Source organism: Ktedonobacter robiniae, assembly GCF_016587375.1.
Taxonomy (GTDB): domain Bacteria; phylum Chloroflexota; class Ktedonobacteria; order Ktedonobacterales; family Ktedonobacteraceae; genus Ktedonobacter; species Ktedonobacter robiniae.
Window position 1 is genome coordinate 559035 of the sequence record NZ_BNJG01000003.1, and the last position, 15298, is coordinate 574332.

The window sequence follows — 15298 nt, forward strand, 5'->3', positions numbered from 1 at the left end:
GCCCCCGGCGTTACCAATCCACAGCCTGTCAGCGAGCAGGCAAGTGTCCTCCACCAGGCTGAAAGCGTCCTCGCCGAAACCGAGCGTGTTTAGAAGCAGGCGTTACTGACGTACGCGCCTACGCGTACGTCAGTAACGCATCACTACCTCTTACTGACCCGGGCGCGCACAACTGCGAGGCCGGGAGCTGGCACGGTCACGATTAGTTCGCCTGCCTCGTTGACATGCGCCTCTGCGCTACGCGGTGTTACCCGCTTCGGCTCCTCCCAGGTATTAGCAGCTTTGGCATCGCCACCGCCCAAAACTTCGACGCTCAGTACCTCGCAAAAGCGCTGATCGCCCAGGCTCAGCACCACCCGCATCTCCTGCCGCTGCTCACGATTGACCAGGAAGGCCGCGACTGTCCCTGAGGCTTCGTCATAGCTCATGGCGGCATCCAGGGCTGCTACATCACCACGCTCGCCCGCTTTGTAGGTAGGACACTCAAGCGCTGGAACGAGAGAGAGACCACGCGCATGCTGAGCGAAAGAGACAATGGGATAGTAAATCGACTGAACGAGCAAGCCATCACGTTTTGTCAGGAGCGGTGCGATAACGTTTACAATCTGCGCCAGGCAAGCCACCTTGACGACGTCGGCGTGACGGATAAAGCTGCTAAGATACTGTGCGCAGACCAGGGCGTCTTCCAGGTTATATACCTCTTCGAGCAAATGAGGCGCACTCTCTCCCTTGCCATCCATTTCCATGTTCTTATACCAGACGTTCCACTCATCAAAGGAGAGATACACACGTTTCTGGCTGCGTTTGACGCCACGTACATAATTTAGGAGCGCAGCATAATCCTCAACGACGCGATCAATCTCTACGCCCTCGGCCAGGAACCAGGCTGAGTCGCCTCGCCTGTTCTCGCTATAGCGATGGGCAGAAATATAGTCGATGTTCTCCCAACAATACTCCAGCACTGTGCGATCCCAGTGCAAGTAGGTTGACATACCGCGACCAGAAGAGCCACACGCCACAGTCTCGATACTTGCGTCAAGACCCTTCATAATAATTGCCGCCGCCTTCGCCCGCTGGGCATACACCTCGGCGGGAACATGTCCTGCCTGCCAATCGCCATCCATTTCATTGCCCAGGCACCACAGGCGCACATCGTAGGGCTGCTCATGCCCATTCTGAATGCGACGATCTGCCCAATACGTTCCTCCTGGCAGATTGCAATACTCCAGCAGGGCGGATGCCTCTTTGGGCGTCCCCGTCCCCAGATTCACTGCCATCATGGGTGCGATCCCAGTCTCTTGACACCATGCCATAAACTCATCTGTGCCAAACTGATTTGTCTCGCGACTCTTCCAGGCATAATCGACTCTGACCGGGCGCTGCTCACGTGGACCAATTCCATCCGTCCAGTCGTAGCAGCTCACAAAATTCCCTCCGGGATAACGCACAAGGGGCATACGCATCGCCCGTAAGGCCTCAAGCACATCTCTCCTGAAACCCTGTTCATCGCTCAAAGGACTCTCTGGATCATATACACCCTCATATACTGCGCGTCCCAGGTGCTCTAAGAAGCCACTGAAGATGCGTTGGTCAATCACCCCAACATGGTGATGAGTGTCAAAATAAGCCTTCGCCTGTAGCATTACTGCTTCCTCTCTTAACTCATTATAGATGGGTTGCCTTCAATGCAACGTTGCAATGCAGTGTATGAGCAAATCTAGAGGCATGTCAAGGATGAGAATCTCCTCATATTTCTCCAATCTTTCTCCCATCCTCGCTTGTTATGCTACCGCAAGAACTCATCTTGATATTGATAGTGCTATTGATCGTACTCGTAGGTCGTTCATCATGGATGACTGATCCTTTGGAGAGTAAACAATCGTGCCAGAAACATCAACCCTCTCCCCCACGGAGACTTCCGACACGTACACTTTTTCTTCGGTAATGCGCCCTGAACCTGAACCTGATACGCGAACACATAAGGGTTGGGTACAGCTTCTCCGCTTTAGCGCGGTCGGTGGGCTTAATACCGTACTGGATCTGCTCGTCTTAAATGCCCTGCTCCTGCTGTGCCCAACCAGTAGCCCCTGGCTGATTGCCCTCTATACCGCCATCGCCTACTGTATGGGGGCAACGAATAGCTTTCTGCTTAATAAAAACTGGACTTTTACCCATCGCCAGCCTACAACCTGGCGCGAGCTAAAGCGGTTTGGCCTGGCTACGCTCCTGGGCCTTAGCTGGAATAGCCTCTTCACCTGGCTCGCCAGCATGGTCGCGCATCCCTTTGTAACCAATACACTCGCCTGGACAGACCTCTCGAAGGGCCTCGCCATCGCAAGCGGAACCATTCTCTCCTTCCTGGTGATGCGCCTCTGGGTCTTTATTCACTAAACGCTGGTCATTTATGGGAAAGTTCTCATGATATTCCAATAAATGACCAATAAATGAGGCGTACACTGATACAGTAGAGCATTAACGCTTACTGCTGCCACGGGCGGCAAACTTTCTCATAAAAACAAAGCACTCCATCCATAAACGATAAGTGAAGGGAATACCTATGGCTGATACAACAGAAATTGTAGCTCGACCACCATCGGAGGACGATGCGGTACACAAAATACAGCCGCAATCCTTCACCTGGAGCCGCATTGCTCTAGGTACCATTATGCTCATCTCGATCTTTATGAACTTCTTCCAGTTGGGAGCAAATGGCTTCGGCAACCTCTACTATTCAGCCGGAGTCAAGAGCATGGGCGATAGTCTACATAACTTTTTCTTTGTCTCCTTCGATCCAGGCGGCTTCGTCACGATTGATAAGCCCCCGCTTGGTTTCTGGTTGCAGGTCATCAGCACCAAGATCTTTGGCTTTACGAGCTTTGCCCTGCTCTTCCCCAGGCCCTGGCGGGTGTCCTCTCGGTGGCTATCCTTTACTGGCTAGTGCGCCGCCACTTCGGCGTGGTCGCTGGCTTGCTCGCAGCTCTGGCCCTGGCTATCAGCCCCATCAGTGTCGTCACTAACCGCAATAACACGATTGATAGCACACTGACGCTGGTGATGCTGCTTGGTGCCTGGGCGGTGCTTCGCGCGGCTGAGACGGGACGCCTGCGCTGGCTCCTTCTGAGCGCTTTGGCCGTTGGCCTGGGCTTTAATATCAAGATGCTGGAGAGCTACCTGGTTGTTCCGGCCTTTGGCCTGCTCTACCTGCTTGCGGCGCCTCACAGCATCGGCAAGCGTATCCTGCACCTGTTGCTCGCAGGCGTGGTGATGGCGGTTCTCACGCTCTCCTGGCTCGTGGCAGTCGATCTAACGCCTGCCTCTCAGCGTCCCTATGTCGGCTCCAGCCAGACCAACTCCGAAATCGAACTGGCCTTTGGCTATAACGGTGCCAGTCGCCTGCTGGGCCGCTTTGGTGGAGCCGGTGGCTTCGGTGGTAATGGAAACCGCACAAGGACGCGCACAGATGGGCAGGGCACAGGAAACCCAAATGGCTTCCCAGGCAACGGCCAGGGCGGCTTCCCAGGTGGAACCAATGGTTCAGGCACGCCTGATCTTCCTCCAAACGTGGGGCAGGGCGGGCAGTTTGGTGGCAATGGTGGTGGTATGTTTGGTACGGGCAACCCTGGTCCCCTCCGCCTCTTTGAATCGGCCCTTGGTAGCCAGATCGCCTGGCTCTTACCCGCCGCGATTCTGGGCGCTCTCGCCCTCGCCTTCCAGCGCCGTCTGCGCTTCCAGGGTGATCGCCAGCAACAGGCACTGGTCCTGTGGGGTATGTGGTTGCTCACCGAGGGCATCTTCTTCAGTGTCGCAGGCTTCTTCCACCAGTACTATATGACAACGATGGCTCCGGTCATCTGTGCCCTCTTCGGCATTGGCCTGGTCGTTATGTGGAAAGATTTTCGCACCTCTGGCTGGCGTGGCTGGCTCCTGCCCCTGGCCCTGGCCCTTACGGCGGTCGAGCAGATCTATATCCTCCAGAGCTACCCCTCCTGGAGCCAGTTTCTGACACCGCTGATTGCAGTCCTCTCTATCGTCACGCTGGGCGTTCTGCTGGCCTATCGCCTCGCGCCCAGAATTCGCGTTCAGGCTCCCGACGTCCGTGTCCTCTCGCTGGCACTGGCGCTTGGGATCCTGATCCTGCTGATCACTCCAACCATCTGGGCGGCAATACCCGTTATTCAGAATACCGCCTCTCAGCTTCCGGTGGCTGGACCTTCCCAGGGCAATGACTTCGCGCGCAATGCTGGCGGCCCAGCCGGTGGCGATGGCGCCGGTACAAGCGATCAAGCCCTGATCAGCTACCTTGTGGCCCATCAAGGAAACGCCAAATACCTGGTCGCGACACCCAGCTCCAATACCGCCGATAGCATTATTCTCTCGACCAACAAGGCCGTAATGGCAATGGGCGGCTTTAGTGGTAGCGATCCCATTCTTACTACCAGCCAGTTGTCCTCGCTGGTAAAAAATGGCACGGTTCGCTTCTTCCTGCTTGATTCAGGTCGTGGCGGCTCCCTACCCGAGCAGGTCCTCAAAGATCTCCCATCGCAGTTGCGGGAACGCCTGGAGAGTGGCAACTTCGGCGGCTTTGGTGGCTTCGGTGGCGCTCGCTCCGGCAGTGCGACAACCTGGGTCACCCAGCACTGCACCCTGGTACCCAGCAGCGCCTGGTCAACCAACTCTAGCGCTGGTAGCCAGCTCTACGACTGCTCAACAACCCATTAATCTCATGACCTTGTGGAGGTGACGAGCCTCCACAAGGTACAACCACACCAGGAGCAGAAACTATGGACTCTTCCAATCTCTATGAGAGGTATGGCGAGCGGTTCGCCTTCCCCCCGCCTGAGCAAGCCAGGCCGCGACAGGATATCCCTCCTTTCTTCGGCCAGGGAAACACACAACCACCAGCGCCACCCTATCCCTATGCCCAGCCTACCAGGCCATATGCGCCAGTTCAGCCTACCACGCTACGGCCACAGCCTGGTACAGCGAAGCCTACAGCTCGCCTTCCCAAAAGAGAGGCCCTGGCCCTGGCACGTCGCTGGAAGCGCGGGATCGTTATCGCGACACTCGCCTGCTTTGCCGCGCTCGGTGGCCTGGTGATGAGCCATAGTGTGGGGGATGCAGCACGTCAGGCGACGCCCGCCAATTCATCCAACCAGGTCACACCAGGCCAGAATCAGTCCGATCCATCTCAGTCCTGGCCAGGTAATGGCGGTGACAATTTCGGCGCCGACAATTCCAATCAGCCGCCTGTCTCTGGCTCTCACGTCTCTTAAGTGCCTATTCGGAAACCTGAGCGCGCTTGTCCCCGAGTGGGGGAAACGCTAGTCGCGAGAGCGACGTTGGTTTCCGCATAAGAAGTAGGTGGAGAGGTTGAATAACACCTATGTGGAATGCGCTAACCTGGAACGTCGCCCGCGCTGGTGGGCTGACCGCCTATGTCCTGCTAACCTTCGCGGTCGCGGTCGGACTCGCGCTCACCTTGCGCTGGCAATCTTCACGCTGGCCACGCCTCATCAACAGTGAACTGCACAATTTCCTGAGTTTGCTCGGGCTGGTCTTTACACTTGTACATGTGCTCGCTATCTGGATCGATCCCTTTACGCATTTTGCCTGGAGCGAGGTGCTCATTCCCTTTGCCAGCACCTATCACACTTTCTGGATGACCCTAGGCATTCTCGCGCTCTACCTGGGACTGGCCATCGGCCTCAGCACCTGGCTGCGCCCGCGCATTGGCTATCAATGGTGGCGCCGCTTCCATGTCCTGACCCTGCTCTTGTATGTCCTGGTCACACTCCATGGCGTGTTTATTGGCAGCGATAGCGATACCTGGTGGGCAACGGCGCTCTATATCGGCAGCATCCTTCTGGTGGGAACACTCCTCGTCCTGCGCCTCTTGAAGAGCGCTCAGGAGCCTGAACGCACCCTGCCCGCACACGTCATGCAGAAAAATAAGCGTTTCTTTTAATTTAGATCTTTTCACCATTTTTCAAGCCGGGCTATTCCTGGTAGAATACGTTGAGAGAGTGGTTCTGTTAGAGAAAGAAGGTAGGCAACTATGCATATCCTGGTGGTAGAAGATGAAAAAAAACTTGCCCACCTCTTGCGCCGCGTCTTGCAAGAAGAGAGTCACACCGTTAATCTCGCATATGATGGGCTGAGCGGCCTGGAACTAGCCGAAAGCGGAACCTATGACGCGGTCATTCTTGATGTCATGCTGCCCGAACTCGACGGATTTGAGATTTGTCGCCGTATGCGCGCCGATAATGTCATGTCTCCCGTCCTGATGCTCACGGCACGCGGCTCGGTTGAGGATCGCGTGGCTGGCCTCAATGTGGGTGCGGATGACTATCTCCCCAAGCCCTTCGCGATGGAGGAATTGCTCGCACGCGTCAACGCCCTCTTGCGCCGCCGCGACCGTACCTTTGAGGTGGCGACCCAGTTGCGCGCCGATGACTTGATCCTCGACCTGGTGCGGCATGAGGCCCGGCGTGGAGAGCGCGTCATCGAGCTGACCGCGAAAGAGTTCGCCCTCCTTGAATATCTAATGCGCCATCCTGGACAGGCTCTTACACGCACCCAGATTACCGATGCCGTGTGGCGCTATGATCTGGAGGCGCTCTCTAACGTAGTCGATATCTACATTCACTACCTGCGCGATAAGATCGATCAAGGCTTCACACGCCCACTCATTAAGACTGTGCGTGGCATCGGGTACAAGCTCGAAGCCTATCCTCCCCGCAAGGAGAAGGCTGTATGAAGAACGAACCATCACTCTTCTGGCGATTCCGCCGCTACCTGCACCGTCAATCCAGGGAGCCTGGCGCGGCCCTCTTCTCTGGCCTGCGCCTGCGCTTAACCCTCTGGTATAGCAGCGTCCTGGCAATCGCGCTCATCTTCTTTGGTGTTACGCTCTATTTTGGCGTGCAACAACTCTTGCTCTCGCCTGTCAGTGATGACCTGATAAGCCGTGCCCAACATGGGGCACAGGAGTGGCTCACTATCTCGCCAGATCATCCCTGCTCAATGCCTTCTCTTCCTCTCTCTGGCTACGTTCCGCATGATCCTATCTTGATCGCCTGCTTTGATCAAAGTGCCAATTTACTCCAGGAGGAGGATACGCCACAGCTGCCCACGGCCTTTCTCGATACCTCACTGGCCTTGAAGGCGATGCAAAATGGAAGCGCGAGCGGCATTATTGATACAGGCGGTCCTCTAGGGCAGGTCGACTGCTATGCGTTAGGTATTCCCGGTCCGGACGGGAAAAGCTACCTGGGCGCTATTGTCGTAGGAAAATCCGTGCAGCCGCAGGAGACGGCCCTCTCCATCATCCTGACACTGTTATTCGCGGTAGGTGGAGTGACGATGATTGGCGCGGTTATCGGTGGGCTCTTTCTCTCGCACCGGGCGCTGGTCCCCGCCCGCTTGGCCTGGAATAATCAGCAACGCTTTATTGCCGACGCCTCGCACGAGTTGCGGACGCCTCTGACGCTGCTACGCGCCGATGCCGAAGTCCTGCTCCGTTCTCGCAAAGGCATGGACCCTGAAGATGCCGAGCTGCTAGAAGATATCGTGACCGAAGCCAGCCATATGACGACGCTGGCCAATAATATGCTGACCCTGGCACGCCTGGACGCAGGCTCCCAGCACCGAGAGCACGAGGTTGTCTCCCTCGACACCATTGTCCAGGCTGGTCTACGCCGTGTCACGGCCTTCGCCGATCAGAAGGGTATTACCCTCCAGGCCGAAGTCAGAGACGACCTGCGCGTTATTGGAGATCCCCTGCTGCTCGAACAGGCCCTCCTGGTGCTACTCGATAACGCTATCAAATACAATCATGCTGGTGGCAGTGTGACCATACATACCTCGCTCGTCGACCAGCGGGCACAGATCGCGATAAGCGATAACGGCATTGGTATCCCGGCAGAGCACCTGCCCAACCTGGGCGAGCGTTTCTATCGCGTAGATAAAGCCCGCTCGCGCGCCGCGGGCGGCACAGGCCTGGGCCTCTCCATCGCCCGCAGCATCGCGACCTCCCACGACGGCTCGTTGCGCCTGGAAAGCACCCCTCATGAGGGAACACGTGCCCTGCTCACGCTACCTGCCGCCTCCAGTACACCCAGACAAACCGATAGCGAATTTCAAATCTTACCACCACCCATACAAAGCCAGGCAAAATAATCTTCGATCATGCTCTCAGCATAAAGCGTTCCCTTCTCGTCTTGTTCAAACGTGACAAGGGAAAGGAGGCAAACGCAGTGAGAGACACACAACAGACACAAGCAAGTCACAACTGGGGACGGCTACATGCACAACCGGGCAGACACATACATAGCATCAGCTCACCAGGGATCCATTCTCTGGACATAGAGAAAACGGGAGACTGTCTCCTGTATGTGCCCCATGCATATACGCCGGATTATCCAGCACCACTCGTCGTCATGCTCCATGGAGCGGGCGGTAACGCGACAGGAGGACGCTTACCTTTTCAGTCGCACGCCGAGGAATCTGGTTTGCTCCTGCTCGCGCCTTCCTCCCGCTCACAGAGCTGGGACATCATTACGGACGGGCACTATGGACCCGATGTTGCACTCATCGATAAGGCGCTGGAACAGATATTCAGCCGCTATATAATTGATCCGGAGTGTATAGCAGTCGAAGGTTTCTCTGATGGTGCTTCCTACGCGCTCTCGCTTGGACTCATAAATGGCGATATGTTCAAACATATCATTGCCTTTTCTCCCGGCTTTATGAAGCCAACGAAATATCAGGGTTTACCTCGCGTCTATATCTCCCATGGGCAACGTGATCCTGTGCTCCCCATTGATTATTGTAGCCGGCGCATTGTCAATCAATTGCGACAGGCTAAGTACGCCGTTGAATATCATGAATTTCCAGGTGGGCATCATGTGCCAGAGAACATTGCGCGCGAAGCATTAAGCTGGTTTCTGCTCTCTGGCTCTTGATGCCTAACTCGTTTTATATTCCCTGAAGCAAGACCGCCCGCGCGCTGGACGCCTTGAAGCGAATACCCCTGGCCTCACTATATTCGGGCGAGTAGTACCAGCGCTTAAACTGGTCCGCGTTCTCAAACTCTATTATGACCAGGCGCTTCGGCCGCCAATCACCCTCAATGGTCTCTGTCGCGCCTCCACGCGCCAGGAACTTCCCACCATAGCGCTCCAGCGTGGGTCCCACCAGTTTGCGGTACTCCTCATACATCTGGGGATCGTTCACTTCTACATCCACAATGAAATATGCGGCCATAACTCTTTCCTTTCATTTCTATCTCAAGTAGGGAGGCAGAGCAAGCTCTGCCTCCCTACCCCAAACGCTTCTTAGTCCATGCAAGCGTGACCCTACATTATATGAGATGTGGTGGAAAAATGCCTGCGGCATTTTTCCACCACATCTCATACCCAGAATGAGGCCTGGCGTGGCAAACAGTTCTACATAATTACAGAAGACTTAGTATCTTTGGGCTTTCGTCATACGTGTATTCTATATTACATTTTATTTCTCCTTGCTTACTTATCCATTAGGATATGTCTACTCCCCGAAGAGGGGGTTGGATTTGTTGCTATATGCAGCGAAAGGTGGCACAAAAATGGAGTTCGAAGACTATCTAGAACCTGAGGTAGCTGTGACCGCTGTCGTCGCCGCGACCGTTTTTTCGCCGCGCGCACGCAAACTTGTACGCCAGGGTGCCGTCTATGGCACAGCCGGTGTCCTGGCAGCAGGCGAAGCAGTGAACTCATTCTTCAAGGGGTTTGGGCATGGCCTGAAAGAGGCCGATCAAGATGAAGTATCAACAAATGGAGCACATCTTTCTCCAGAGATGCAACCTCCTGGAGTTGCGGGAGGTCAGGAACGATGAAGCCAGAACATCAACAGCAGCCAGGTTCAGACCGCTCTGAGAGCGATGAGGGTCCGGCTGAACACTTAGGGCATCAACTTGGTTACGCCTTTGGCCGTTTTAATCATGCTATGCATCACCTGGGAAGCAGGCAGCATCCAGAAAGAGCGCAACATACCCCAGAAGGCATGGAGCAGTCTCAACAGGCCGAACAGGCCACGGCTAGTAGCAGCAACCCTCATATGAGTAGAGCCGAGGAGATAGTGGATGATGTAGGGCATCGCCTGAATACGACCCTCTCGCGTACCAGCGCGCAATTCCAGAAAGCTGGCTCGCGCATACGCGAAGAGGCGGAAGATATTCTAGCTGAAGCACATCACGTCCGCACTCCACATACAGAAGAGGCATCGCAAGCTTCAGCCCCACCGAAACACAGACATCATAAGGCACGTGAGAGCAGGTAGTCATGACACCGTAGAGTGTGATGGACAATATATCCATCACACTCTACGGTCGGACCGGTGTCTGTCACTTCTAGGAAGCACCTGGGAAGAAATATTATGAGCATAGCCACTGCTGAAGAGCTACACATTGTCCACGCCCTACCTGGACGTATACGCCTTAATATCCCTTGGTGGAATGGGCGCAATCGTTTTGTGTTAGAAGAGCGGATACGCCAGTTACCCGGCATCCAGAAGGTACAGGCAAACGAGTTCACTCACAATGTGCTCATAGGTTATGATTCTCAAAAAAACGACCAGCAAGCTATTCTCACCACATTAGAGACGCTTGACCCCTCCTCTCTTGAGACAAAACAGGGGCAAAAAACTACTCACACTCCTCTCTCCATCCATCAGGAGAAAAATGCTAACCTGGTACGAGCCTCTATTCCTGTACGTGGTCTGGAACGTGATCCAACCGTAGCCCAACGCGTGGTCGAGTCCCTGGAACGCCGCCAAAATGTCCATGCCCATATACGCTGGTCCACCGGGCATGTACTTGTCGAGTTTACAGAACACGAACAAGAGCTGGATGATCTTGTCTCTATGGTGGCTGGAGTCGACCTCCCTGACCTGCCAGGGGAGGACCAGCCAACCCACCCCCTCGATCCAAGGCCACTCGTGCAAAGTAGCATACGCACCCTGGGAGCCACACTGGGCTTGGGGGTTCTTTCTATACGCCGCCTCCTTGGTATGACCGATCCACTCCCTGGTGCAACAGAAGCCATTCAGATCGCGAGCATCATTGGCATCCTTCAGGGTATTCCTCCAATTCGACATGGCCTGCGCCGACTGGTGGGGAAAGCCACAAGCGATCTGCTATTTAATGTGCCGGGAATTATTACGCTCACGCTGGGTGGTAGCGTGTTGGGCCTGCTCACAATCGGTAGCGAGTCTCTCCGTCTGCTGACCGAGGTGCGAGCACGCCGCACCTCCTGGCATCGCTATGAAGAACAGGAAGCCAATGAACCTCATCTGCGCCCCGGAACTGTTCTACACCTGGAAAGTGGGAGGAAAGTTCCCATGGACGCCCGCGTCCTGGAGGGTGCTGGTACAGGCATCACTCGCGAAGGAGTACCCATGGCGGTTACGCCTGGCCTGGAGCTTTCCGCTGGCTACCAGCTCTACGGTGGGCCATTTACCGTTCAGCTACAAATGCAACCTTCTTTCACGGGTTTCACTACCACACCGCGCCCAGCTCCAGTCGCTCCCACCCTCTATGATCGCTATATCCAGCTCCTCAGCCCACTCTCGCTGCTCTACGCCGCTGGCACAGCCCTGTTAACACGCTCATTCACCCAGACGCTCGCCTCGCTGGTCCTTGTGAATCCCCGACCAGCCATGGTCGGAGCCGAAAGCTCGGACCTGGGGGCTTCGATGTACGCGCTCAAGGCAGGGACCATCGTCGTTGGCACACGTAAGGATCGTGTGATTCGCCAACCCCAGGTCGTACTTCTCGATGGCGCACGACTTCTCCTGGAGGGTCTAGAAATGGTCGATGCCCTCTCGCTTTCGCCACAGATCGAGACAAAAGAACTGCTAGAACTGGCCACAAATATTTCGACGGCCGCTGGTTCTCCCTGGGGACCCATCTTCAAGACGCGTGGTCCTCTCCATATTTCGCTGGCTCATTTTGACGGTAAAAGTATTCGTGCCATCACCGAGGAGGGGCATTATATCCTCGGTCCCCTGGAAAATGTTGACTCGTCTCTCTCACCATCCTTTCTCCAACGCCATCGCAACTGCCTGCTCCTTTCACTACGTCGCGCCAACTCGCCACAAGCACCCGAAGAGATCCTTGGTGTACTGGCCATACGCCCACGCCTCGCTCCTGATGCCCCTCGCCTGGTACAAACATGTCAAAGACTGGGCATAGAATTGCACATTCTTATCAGCGAAAACCAGGAGGCGACCCAGGCCCTGGCACGGCGGGCTGGAATCTCGCTACTACAAAGCGACGATGCGTCTGCTCTCATTCAGGAGAAACAAAAGGCGGGGAAGCGTGTCGCTTATGTTTCAGATCACGCGGGCGCGGCGGCGGCCTTCGCTGCCTGTGACCTGGCTATTGGTCTGCTCAATGGCGAGAAACGTCTGCCGGCGCGCGCGGACCTTCTCGCTCCCGACCTCTTTGCGCTGATAGCTATTATCATCGCAGGCAAGAAGCGCGAGAGCGCTACGCGGGATTCAATTCTGCTCTCGCTTCTTTCGAATATCACTGGCCTGGTCTGGGGTTGGCGTGGTGCACCCGGAATAGCTCTGGCCTCGCGCGTCCTCTACCTGGCTGCGCTGGGCGCTCTGGCCGATAGCTGGCTACACCTGCGTGGTCAGAGGCGCCCTGCCTCCTCACTCTCCCAGCTAGCCGACCCTCATCCCGAGCGCTGGGGCCAGATGAGCAGCGAGCGCGTATTGCAGAACTTGCATAGCCGTATCACGGGACTTTCAAGCCAGGAGTCGAAACAGCGTTTGCATCAAGCACAACCTCATGCCCAACGGAATCGCATGCTCCTGGCTTTGCTTGAACAGCTTCGCTCCCCGCTCAACACTATTCTCGCGGGTGGTGCGGTGCTCTCGCTCCTCTTTGGTGCCAGTGCCGACGTCGGCATTATTGCTACAACCATTCTTATCAACATGGCTGTTAGCGCCTGGCAGGAACAGAAGGCCAACAAAATAGCCAGGACGTTGCAACGCCTGGGCAGCACCACCGCTCATGTCCTACGCGACAACCACATCATTTGTGTCTCTGCCAACGATGTCGTACCCGGAGATATTCTCTTCCTTTCACCAGGAGAGCGTGTCGCGGCTGATGCTCGCCTGATCGAGGCCCAGGGGCTGGAGGTTGACGAAGCCTCCCTTACAGGCGAATCGCTTCCCGTTGCAAAAGACCCGTCCGAGGGAAGCGATAACACGCATATCGTGCTGGCAGGTAGCGACGTGACGACAGGCATGGGCAAAGCCGTCGTGGTCGCAGTCGGCAACCAGACACGCATCGGAGCTACAACCGCCGCTCTGGAGACCGCCGAGACCGAGCAGAGCCCGCTTGGCTCCAGGCTAGCACGTATGCTGCGCGTCCTGCTCCCCGTTTCTCTCCTGGGTGGTGGCGTTGTCATTGTCACCGGTCTCCTTCAGGGACGCGCACTGGATACTCTGCTAGCAACAGGGGCATCAATTGCCCTGGCCAGCGTTCCCGAAGGGCTACCGCTGTTAACAAAAGTTGGCGAGGCAGGAGTAGCGCGCCGCCTGGCGACTCATAACGCACTTGTACGCCGTCTCTCGGCGGTTGAGGCGCTGGGTCGCGTCGATGTGGCCTGCACAGATAAGACTGGAACCTTGACCCGAGGCCATCTGGAACTAAGCCTCGTCGCCGACACTGAAAGAGAAGTACACCTTCCGGCCCGACTAACCAAATCCCTACATCATGTGCTTGTAACGGCAGCACTGGCCAGTCCGCATCCAAACGCGCCCGAGGCCAGTGCGCATCCAACTGATGAAGCGATTATCCAGGGGGCGATAGAACTAGGCTTGGCTGAAGAAATTTGCGTCTCTCACGAGGACGAGGTTGCCTTTGATCCCGTACGCGCTTTTCACGCGACCCTGACCTCTCATAGGCTAAATCTCAAAGGAGCGCCTGAGGTGCTCCTGGCTCGCTGTAGCTGGCTCTATCTGAAAGGGAAGAAGCGTGCCTTAGACGAGACCCAACGCAACGCCCTTCTGGACAGAGCGCAAGAGTTGGCCCGGCGTGGCCTGCGCATTCTCATGGTCGCCGAGGGAGCAGCAATAACAAACATTGATGATCCACAGGACCTGTCCTTCCTGGGCTTTATTGCCATCAGCGATCCTCTGCGCTCGACCGTACGTACCGCTGTCGAACGCTGCCAGGAGGCGGGGGTACGCGTCATAATGATTACAGGCGACCACCCGGAGACCGCCCGTACCATCGCCAGGGAGGCTGGCCTCCCAGATGGACAGCAACTTCTGATGGGAGCAGACATTACCAATCTGGACGAGGAAGAGCTGGCCACACGCCTTGAACATACCTCCATCATCGCCAGGGCCACTCCTCTACACAAACTACGCATCGTCGAATGCTTGCGTGCCAGGGGTCATACCGTGGCCATGACTGGCGATGGCGTGAATGATGCCCCGGCTCTGCGCTTCGCCGATATCGGTATTGCTATGGGCCATACAGGAACTGAGGTCGCGCGCCAGACAGCCGATGTTGTCATTATGAACGATGAAATCTCTACACTCGTCGAGTCCTTAATTGAGGGGCGCAGCTTCTGGCGCAATATTCGGCGTTCGCTTGGCCTCTTGCTGGGTGGAAATCTGGGCGAGCTAGCGCTGATGGTAGGTACCAGTTTACTTGGGTTAGAACTACCGCTTACACCCCGCCAGATCCTCGCCATGAACGCCATTACTGATATCCTGCCCGCGCTGGCCGTCACACTCCAAAAGCCAGAGCACCGCCACCTGGCAACTCTTAAACGCGAGGGTACCGCCGCACTTGACCGACCTCTGCGCGACGATATTCTTCGGCGCGCGCTTATCAGCGCCTTGCCCGCGCTGGGCGCGTACCTGTTGACGCTTCCCTCGGGTCTCGCTCAGGCTCGCACCATTGCCTTCGCTAGTATCGTCGCTACCCAGCTTGCCCAGACCCTCGACATCGGGCGCGCCGAAGGCGCTCTGACTCGTCCTGTCCTGACCGCTGTCGTCGGCTCAAGTGCTGTGCTTATTGCTGCTCTAACGCTCCCCTTACTGCGTGACCTGCTCCAGTTTGTCACGCCCACTCCCATCGGCTGGGCTATCCTGGGTGCCAGCGCGCTCCTGGCCTTCGCGCTAAATCGCCTCTTTGAGCTTCTGCGCAACGACCAGGTGAAGCTTCCCGCCGCCATACCACACATTAACACGCAGCAAAACGTGGCGCTGGCCTGAAAAAACGCTATACTGG

13 protein-coding genes are annotated in these 15298 nt (G+C 56.3%); 11 read left to right on the forward strand and 2 right to left on the reverse strand.

The features are described 5' to 3' along the window. Positions 1-143: 143 nt before the first annotated feature. Positions 144-1643, reverse strand: a complete 1500-nt coding sequence (locus JMJ04_RS35045; RefSeq protein ID WP_201375014.1) for an alpha-N-arabinofuranosidase — start codon at positions 1641-1643, stop codon at positions 144-146. A gap of 238 nt (positions 1644-1881) precedes the next feature. On the opposite strand from JMJ04_RS35045, the gene JMJ04_RS35050 reads away from it, so the two are divergent. The 8 genes from JMJ04_RS35050 to JMJ04_RS35080 all read left to right on the forward strand — a co-directional run bounded on the left by JMJ04_RS35050 (position 1882) and on the right by JMJ04_RS35080 (position 8963). Then, positions 1882-2391 carry a GtrA family protein gene (locus JMJ04_RS35050; RefSeq protein WP_201375015.1) on the forward strand — a complete coding sequence of 170 codons (510 nt, stop codon included), beginning with the start codon at positions 1882-1884 and terminating at the stop codon, positions 2389-2391. Between the two features lie 166 nt (positions 2392-2557). Continuing rightward, positions 2558-2938, forward strand: coding sequence for a hypothetical protein (locus tag JMJ04_RS47410; RefSeq protein WP_236038791.1), 381 nt, complete (start codon positions 2558-2560; stop codon positions 2936-2938). After that, positions 2917-4719 carry a mannosyltransferase YkcB-related protein gene (locus JMJ04_RS35055; protein WP_236038793.1) on the forward strand — a complete coding sequence of 601 codons (1803 nt, stop codon included), beginning with the start codon at positions 2917-2919 and terminating at the stop codon, positions 4717-4719. Before JMJ04_RS47410 ends, JMJ04_RS35055 begins: the two co-directional genes overlap by 22 nt. Before the next feature lie 62 nt (positions 4720-4781). Continuing rightward, positions 4782-5273 (forward strand): hypothetical protein, encoded by a 492-nt coding sequence (locus tag JMJ04_RS35060; protein WP_201375016.1) that lies wholly within the window; start codon positions 4782-4784, stop codon positions 5271-5273. Positions 5274-5383: 110 nt separating this feature from the next. Then, on the forward strand, positions 5384-5965 hold the full coding sequence (locus tag JMJ04_RS35065; protein ID WP_201375017.1) for a ferric reductase-like transmembrane domain-containing protein: 582 nt from the start codon (positions 5384-5386) through the stop codon (positions 5963-5965). 90 nt (positions 5966-6055) lie between these two features. Further along, complete coding sequence (locus tag JMJ04_RS35070; RefSeq protein ID WP_201375018.1) at positions 6056-6757, forward strand: response regulator transcription factor; 702 nt, start codon at positions 6056-6058, stop codon at positions 6755-6757. Next, positions 6754-8178 (forward strand): sensor histidine kinase, encoded by a 1425-nt coding sequence (locus tag JMJ04_RS35075; protein ID WP_201375019.1) that lies wholly within the window; start codon positions 6754-6756, stop codon positions 8176-8178. The genes JMJ04_RS35070 and JMJ04_RS35075 overlap by 4 nt, the downstream gene beginning before the upstream one ends. Positions 8179-8255: 77 nt before the next feature. Further along, the gene (locus tag JMJ04_RS35080; protein ID WP_201375020.1) at positions 8256-8963 is read left to right on the forward strand and encodes an alpha/beta hydrolase; all 708 of its coding nucleotides are present in this window, start codon (positions 8256-8258) and stop codon (positions 8961-8963) included. Between the two features lie 13 nt (positions 8964-8976). On the opposite strand, the gene JMJ04_RS35085 is transcribed toward JMJ04_RS35080, so the two are convergent. After that, the gene (locus tag JMJ04_RS35085; protein WP_201375021.1) at positions 8977-9264 is read right to left on the reverse strand and encodes a DUF1330 domain-containing protein; all 288 of its coding nucleotides are present in this window, start codon (positions 9262-9264) and stop codon (positions 8977-8979) included. Between the two features lie 340 nt (positions 9265-9604). On the opposite strand from JMJ04_RS35085, the gene JMJ04_RS35090 reads away from it, so the two are divergent. The 3 genes from JMJ04_RS35090 (at position 9605) to JMJ04_RS35100 (ending at position 15282) form a co-directional block, all read left to right on the forward strand. Then, complete coding sequence (locus JMJ04_RS35090; protein WP_201375022.1) at positions 9605-9874, forward strand: hypothetical protein; 270 nt, start codon at positions 9605-9607, stop codon at positions 9872-9874. Next, positions 9871-10317, forward strand: coding sequence for a hypothetical protein (locus tag JMJ04_RS35095; RefSeq protein ID WP_201375023.1), 447 nt, complete (start codon positions 9871-9873; stop codon positions 10315-10317). Before JMJ04_RS35090 ends, JMJ04_RS35095 begins: the two co-directional genes overlap by 4 nt. A gap of 96 nt (positions 10318-10413) precedes the next feature. Continuing rightward, a complete protein-coding gene (locus JMJ04_RS35100) occupies positions 10414-15282 on the forward strand; it encodes a cation-translocating P-type ATPase (RefSeq protein WP_201375024.1) in 4869 nt (1622 codons plus the stop codon). Positions 15283-15298: the final 16 nt, after the last annotated feature.

Excerpts from the sequence above, each read along its gene's own strand:
- JMJ04_RS35075 (WP_201375019.1), top strand. The coding sequence starts at position 6,754 with ATGAAGAACGAACCATCACTCTTCTGGCGATTCCGCCGCTACCTGCAC.
- JMJ04_RS35100 (WP_201375024.1), top strand. The coding sequence starts at position 10,414 with ATGAGCATAGCCACTGCTGAAGAGCTACACATTGTCCACGCCCTACCT.
- JMJ04_RS35045 (WP_201375014.1), bottom strand. The coding sequence starts at position 1,643 with ATGCTACAGGCGAAGGCTTATTTTGACACTCATCACCATGTTGGGGTG.
- JMJ04_RS35060 (WP_201375016.1), top strand. The coding sequence starts at position 4,782 with ATGGACTCTTCCAATCTCTATGAGAGGTATGGCGAGCGGTTCGCCTTC.
- JMJ04_RS35095 (WP_201375023.1), top strand. The coding sequence starts at position 9,871 with ATGAAGCCAGAACATCAACAGCAGCCAGGTTCAGACCGCTCTGAGAGC.
- JMJ04_RS47410 (WP_236038791.1), top strand. The coding sequence starts at position 2,558 with ATGGCTGATACAACAGAAATTGTAGCTCGACCACCATCGGAGGACGAT.
- JMJ04_RS35085 (WP_201375021.1), bottom strand. The coding sequence starts at position 9,264 with ATGGCCGCATATTTCATTGTGGATGTAGAAGTGAACGATCCCCAGATG.
- JMJ04_RS35065 (WP_201375017.1), top strand. The coding sequence starts at position 5,384 with ATGTGGAATGCGCTAACCTGGAACGTCGCCCGCGCTGGTGGGCTGACC.
- JMJ04_RS35090 (WP_201375022.1), top strand. The coding sequence starts at position 9,605 with ATGGAGTTCGAAGACTATCTAGAACCTGAGGTAGCTGTGACCGCTGTC.
- JMJ04_RS35070 (WP_201375018.1), top strand. The coding sequence starts at position 6,056 with ATGCATATCCTGGTGGTAGAAGATGAAAAAAAACTTGCCCACCTCTTG.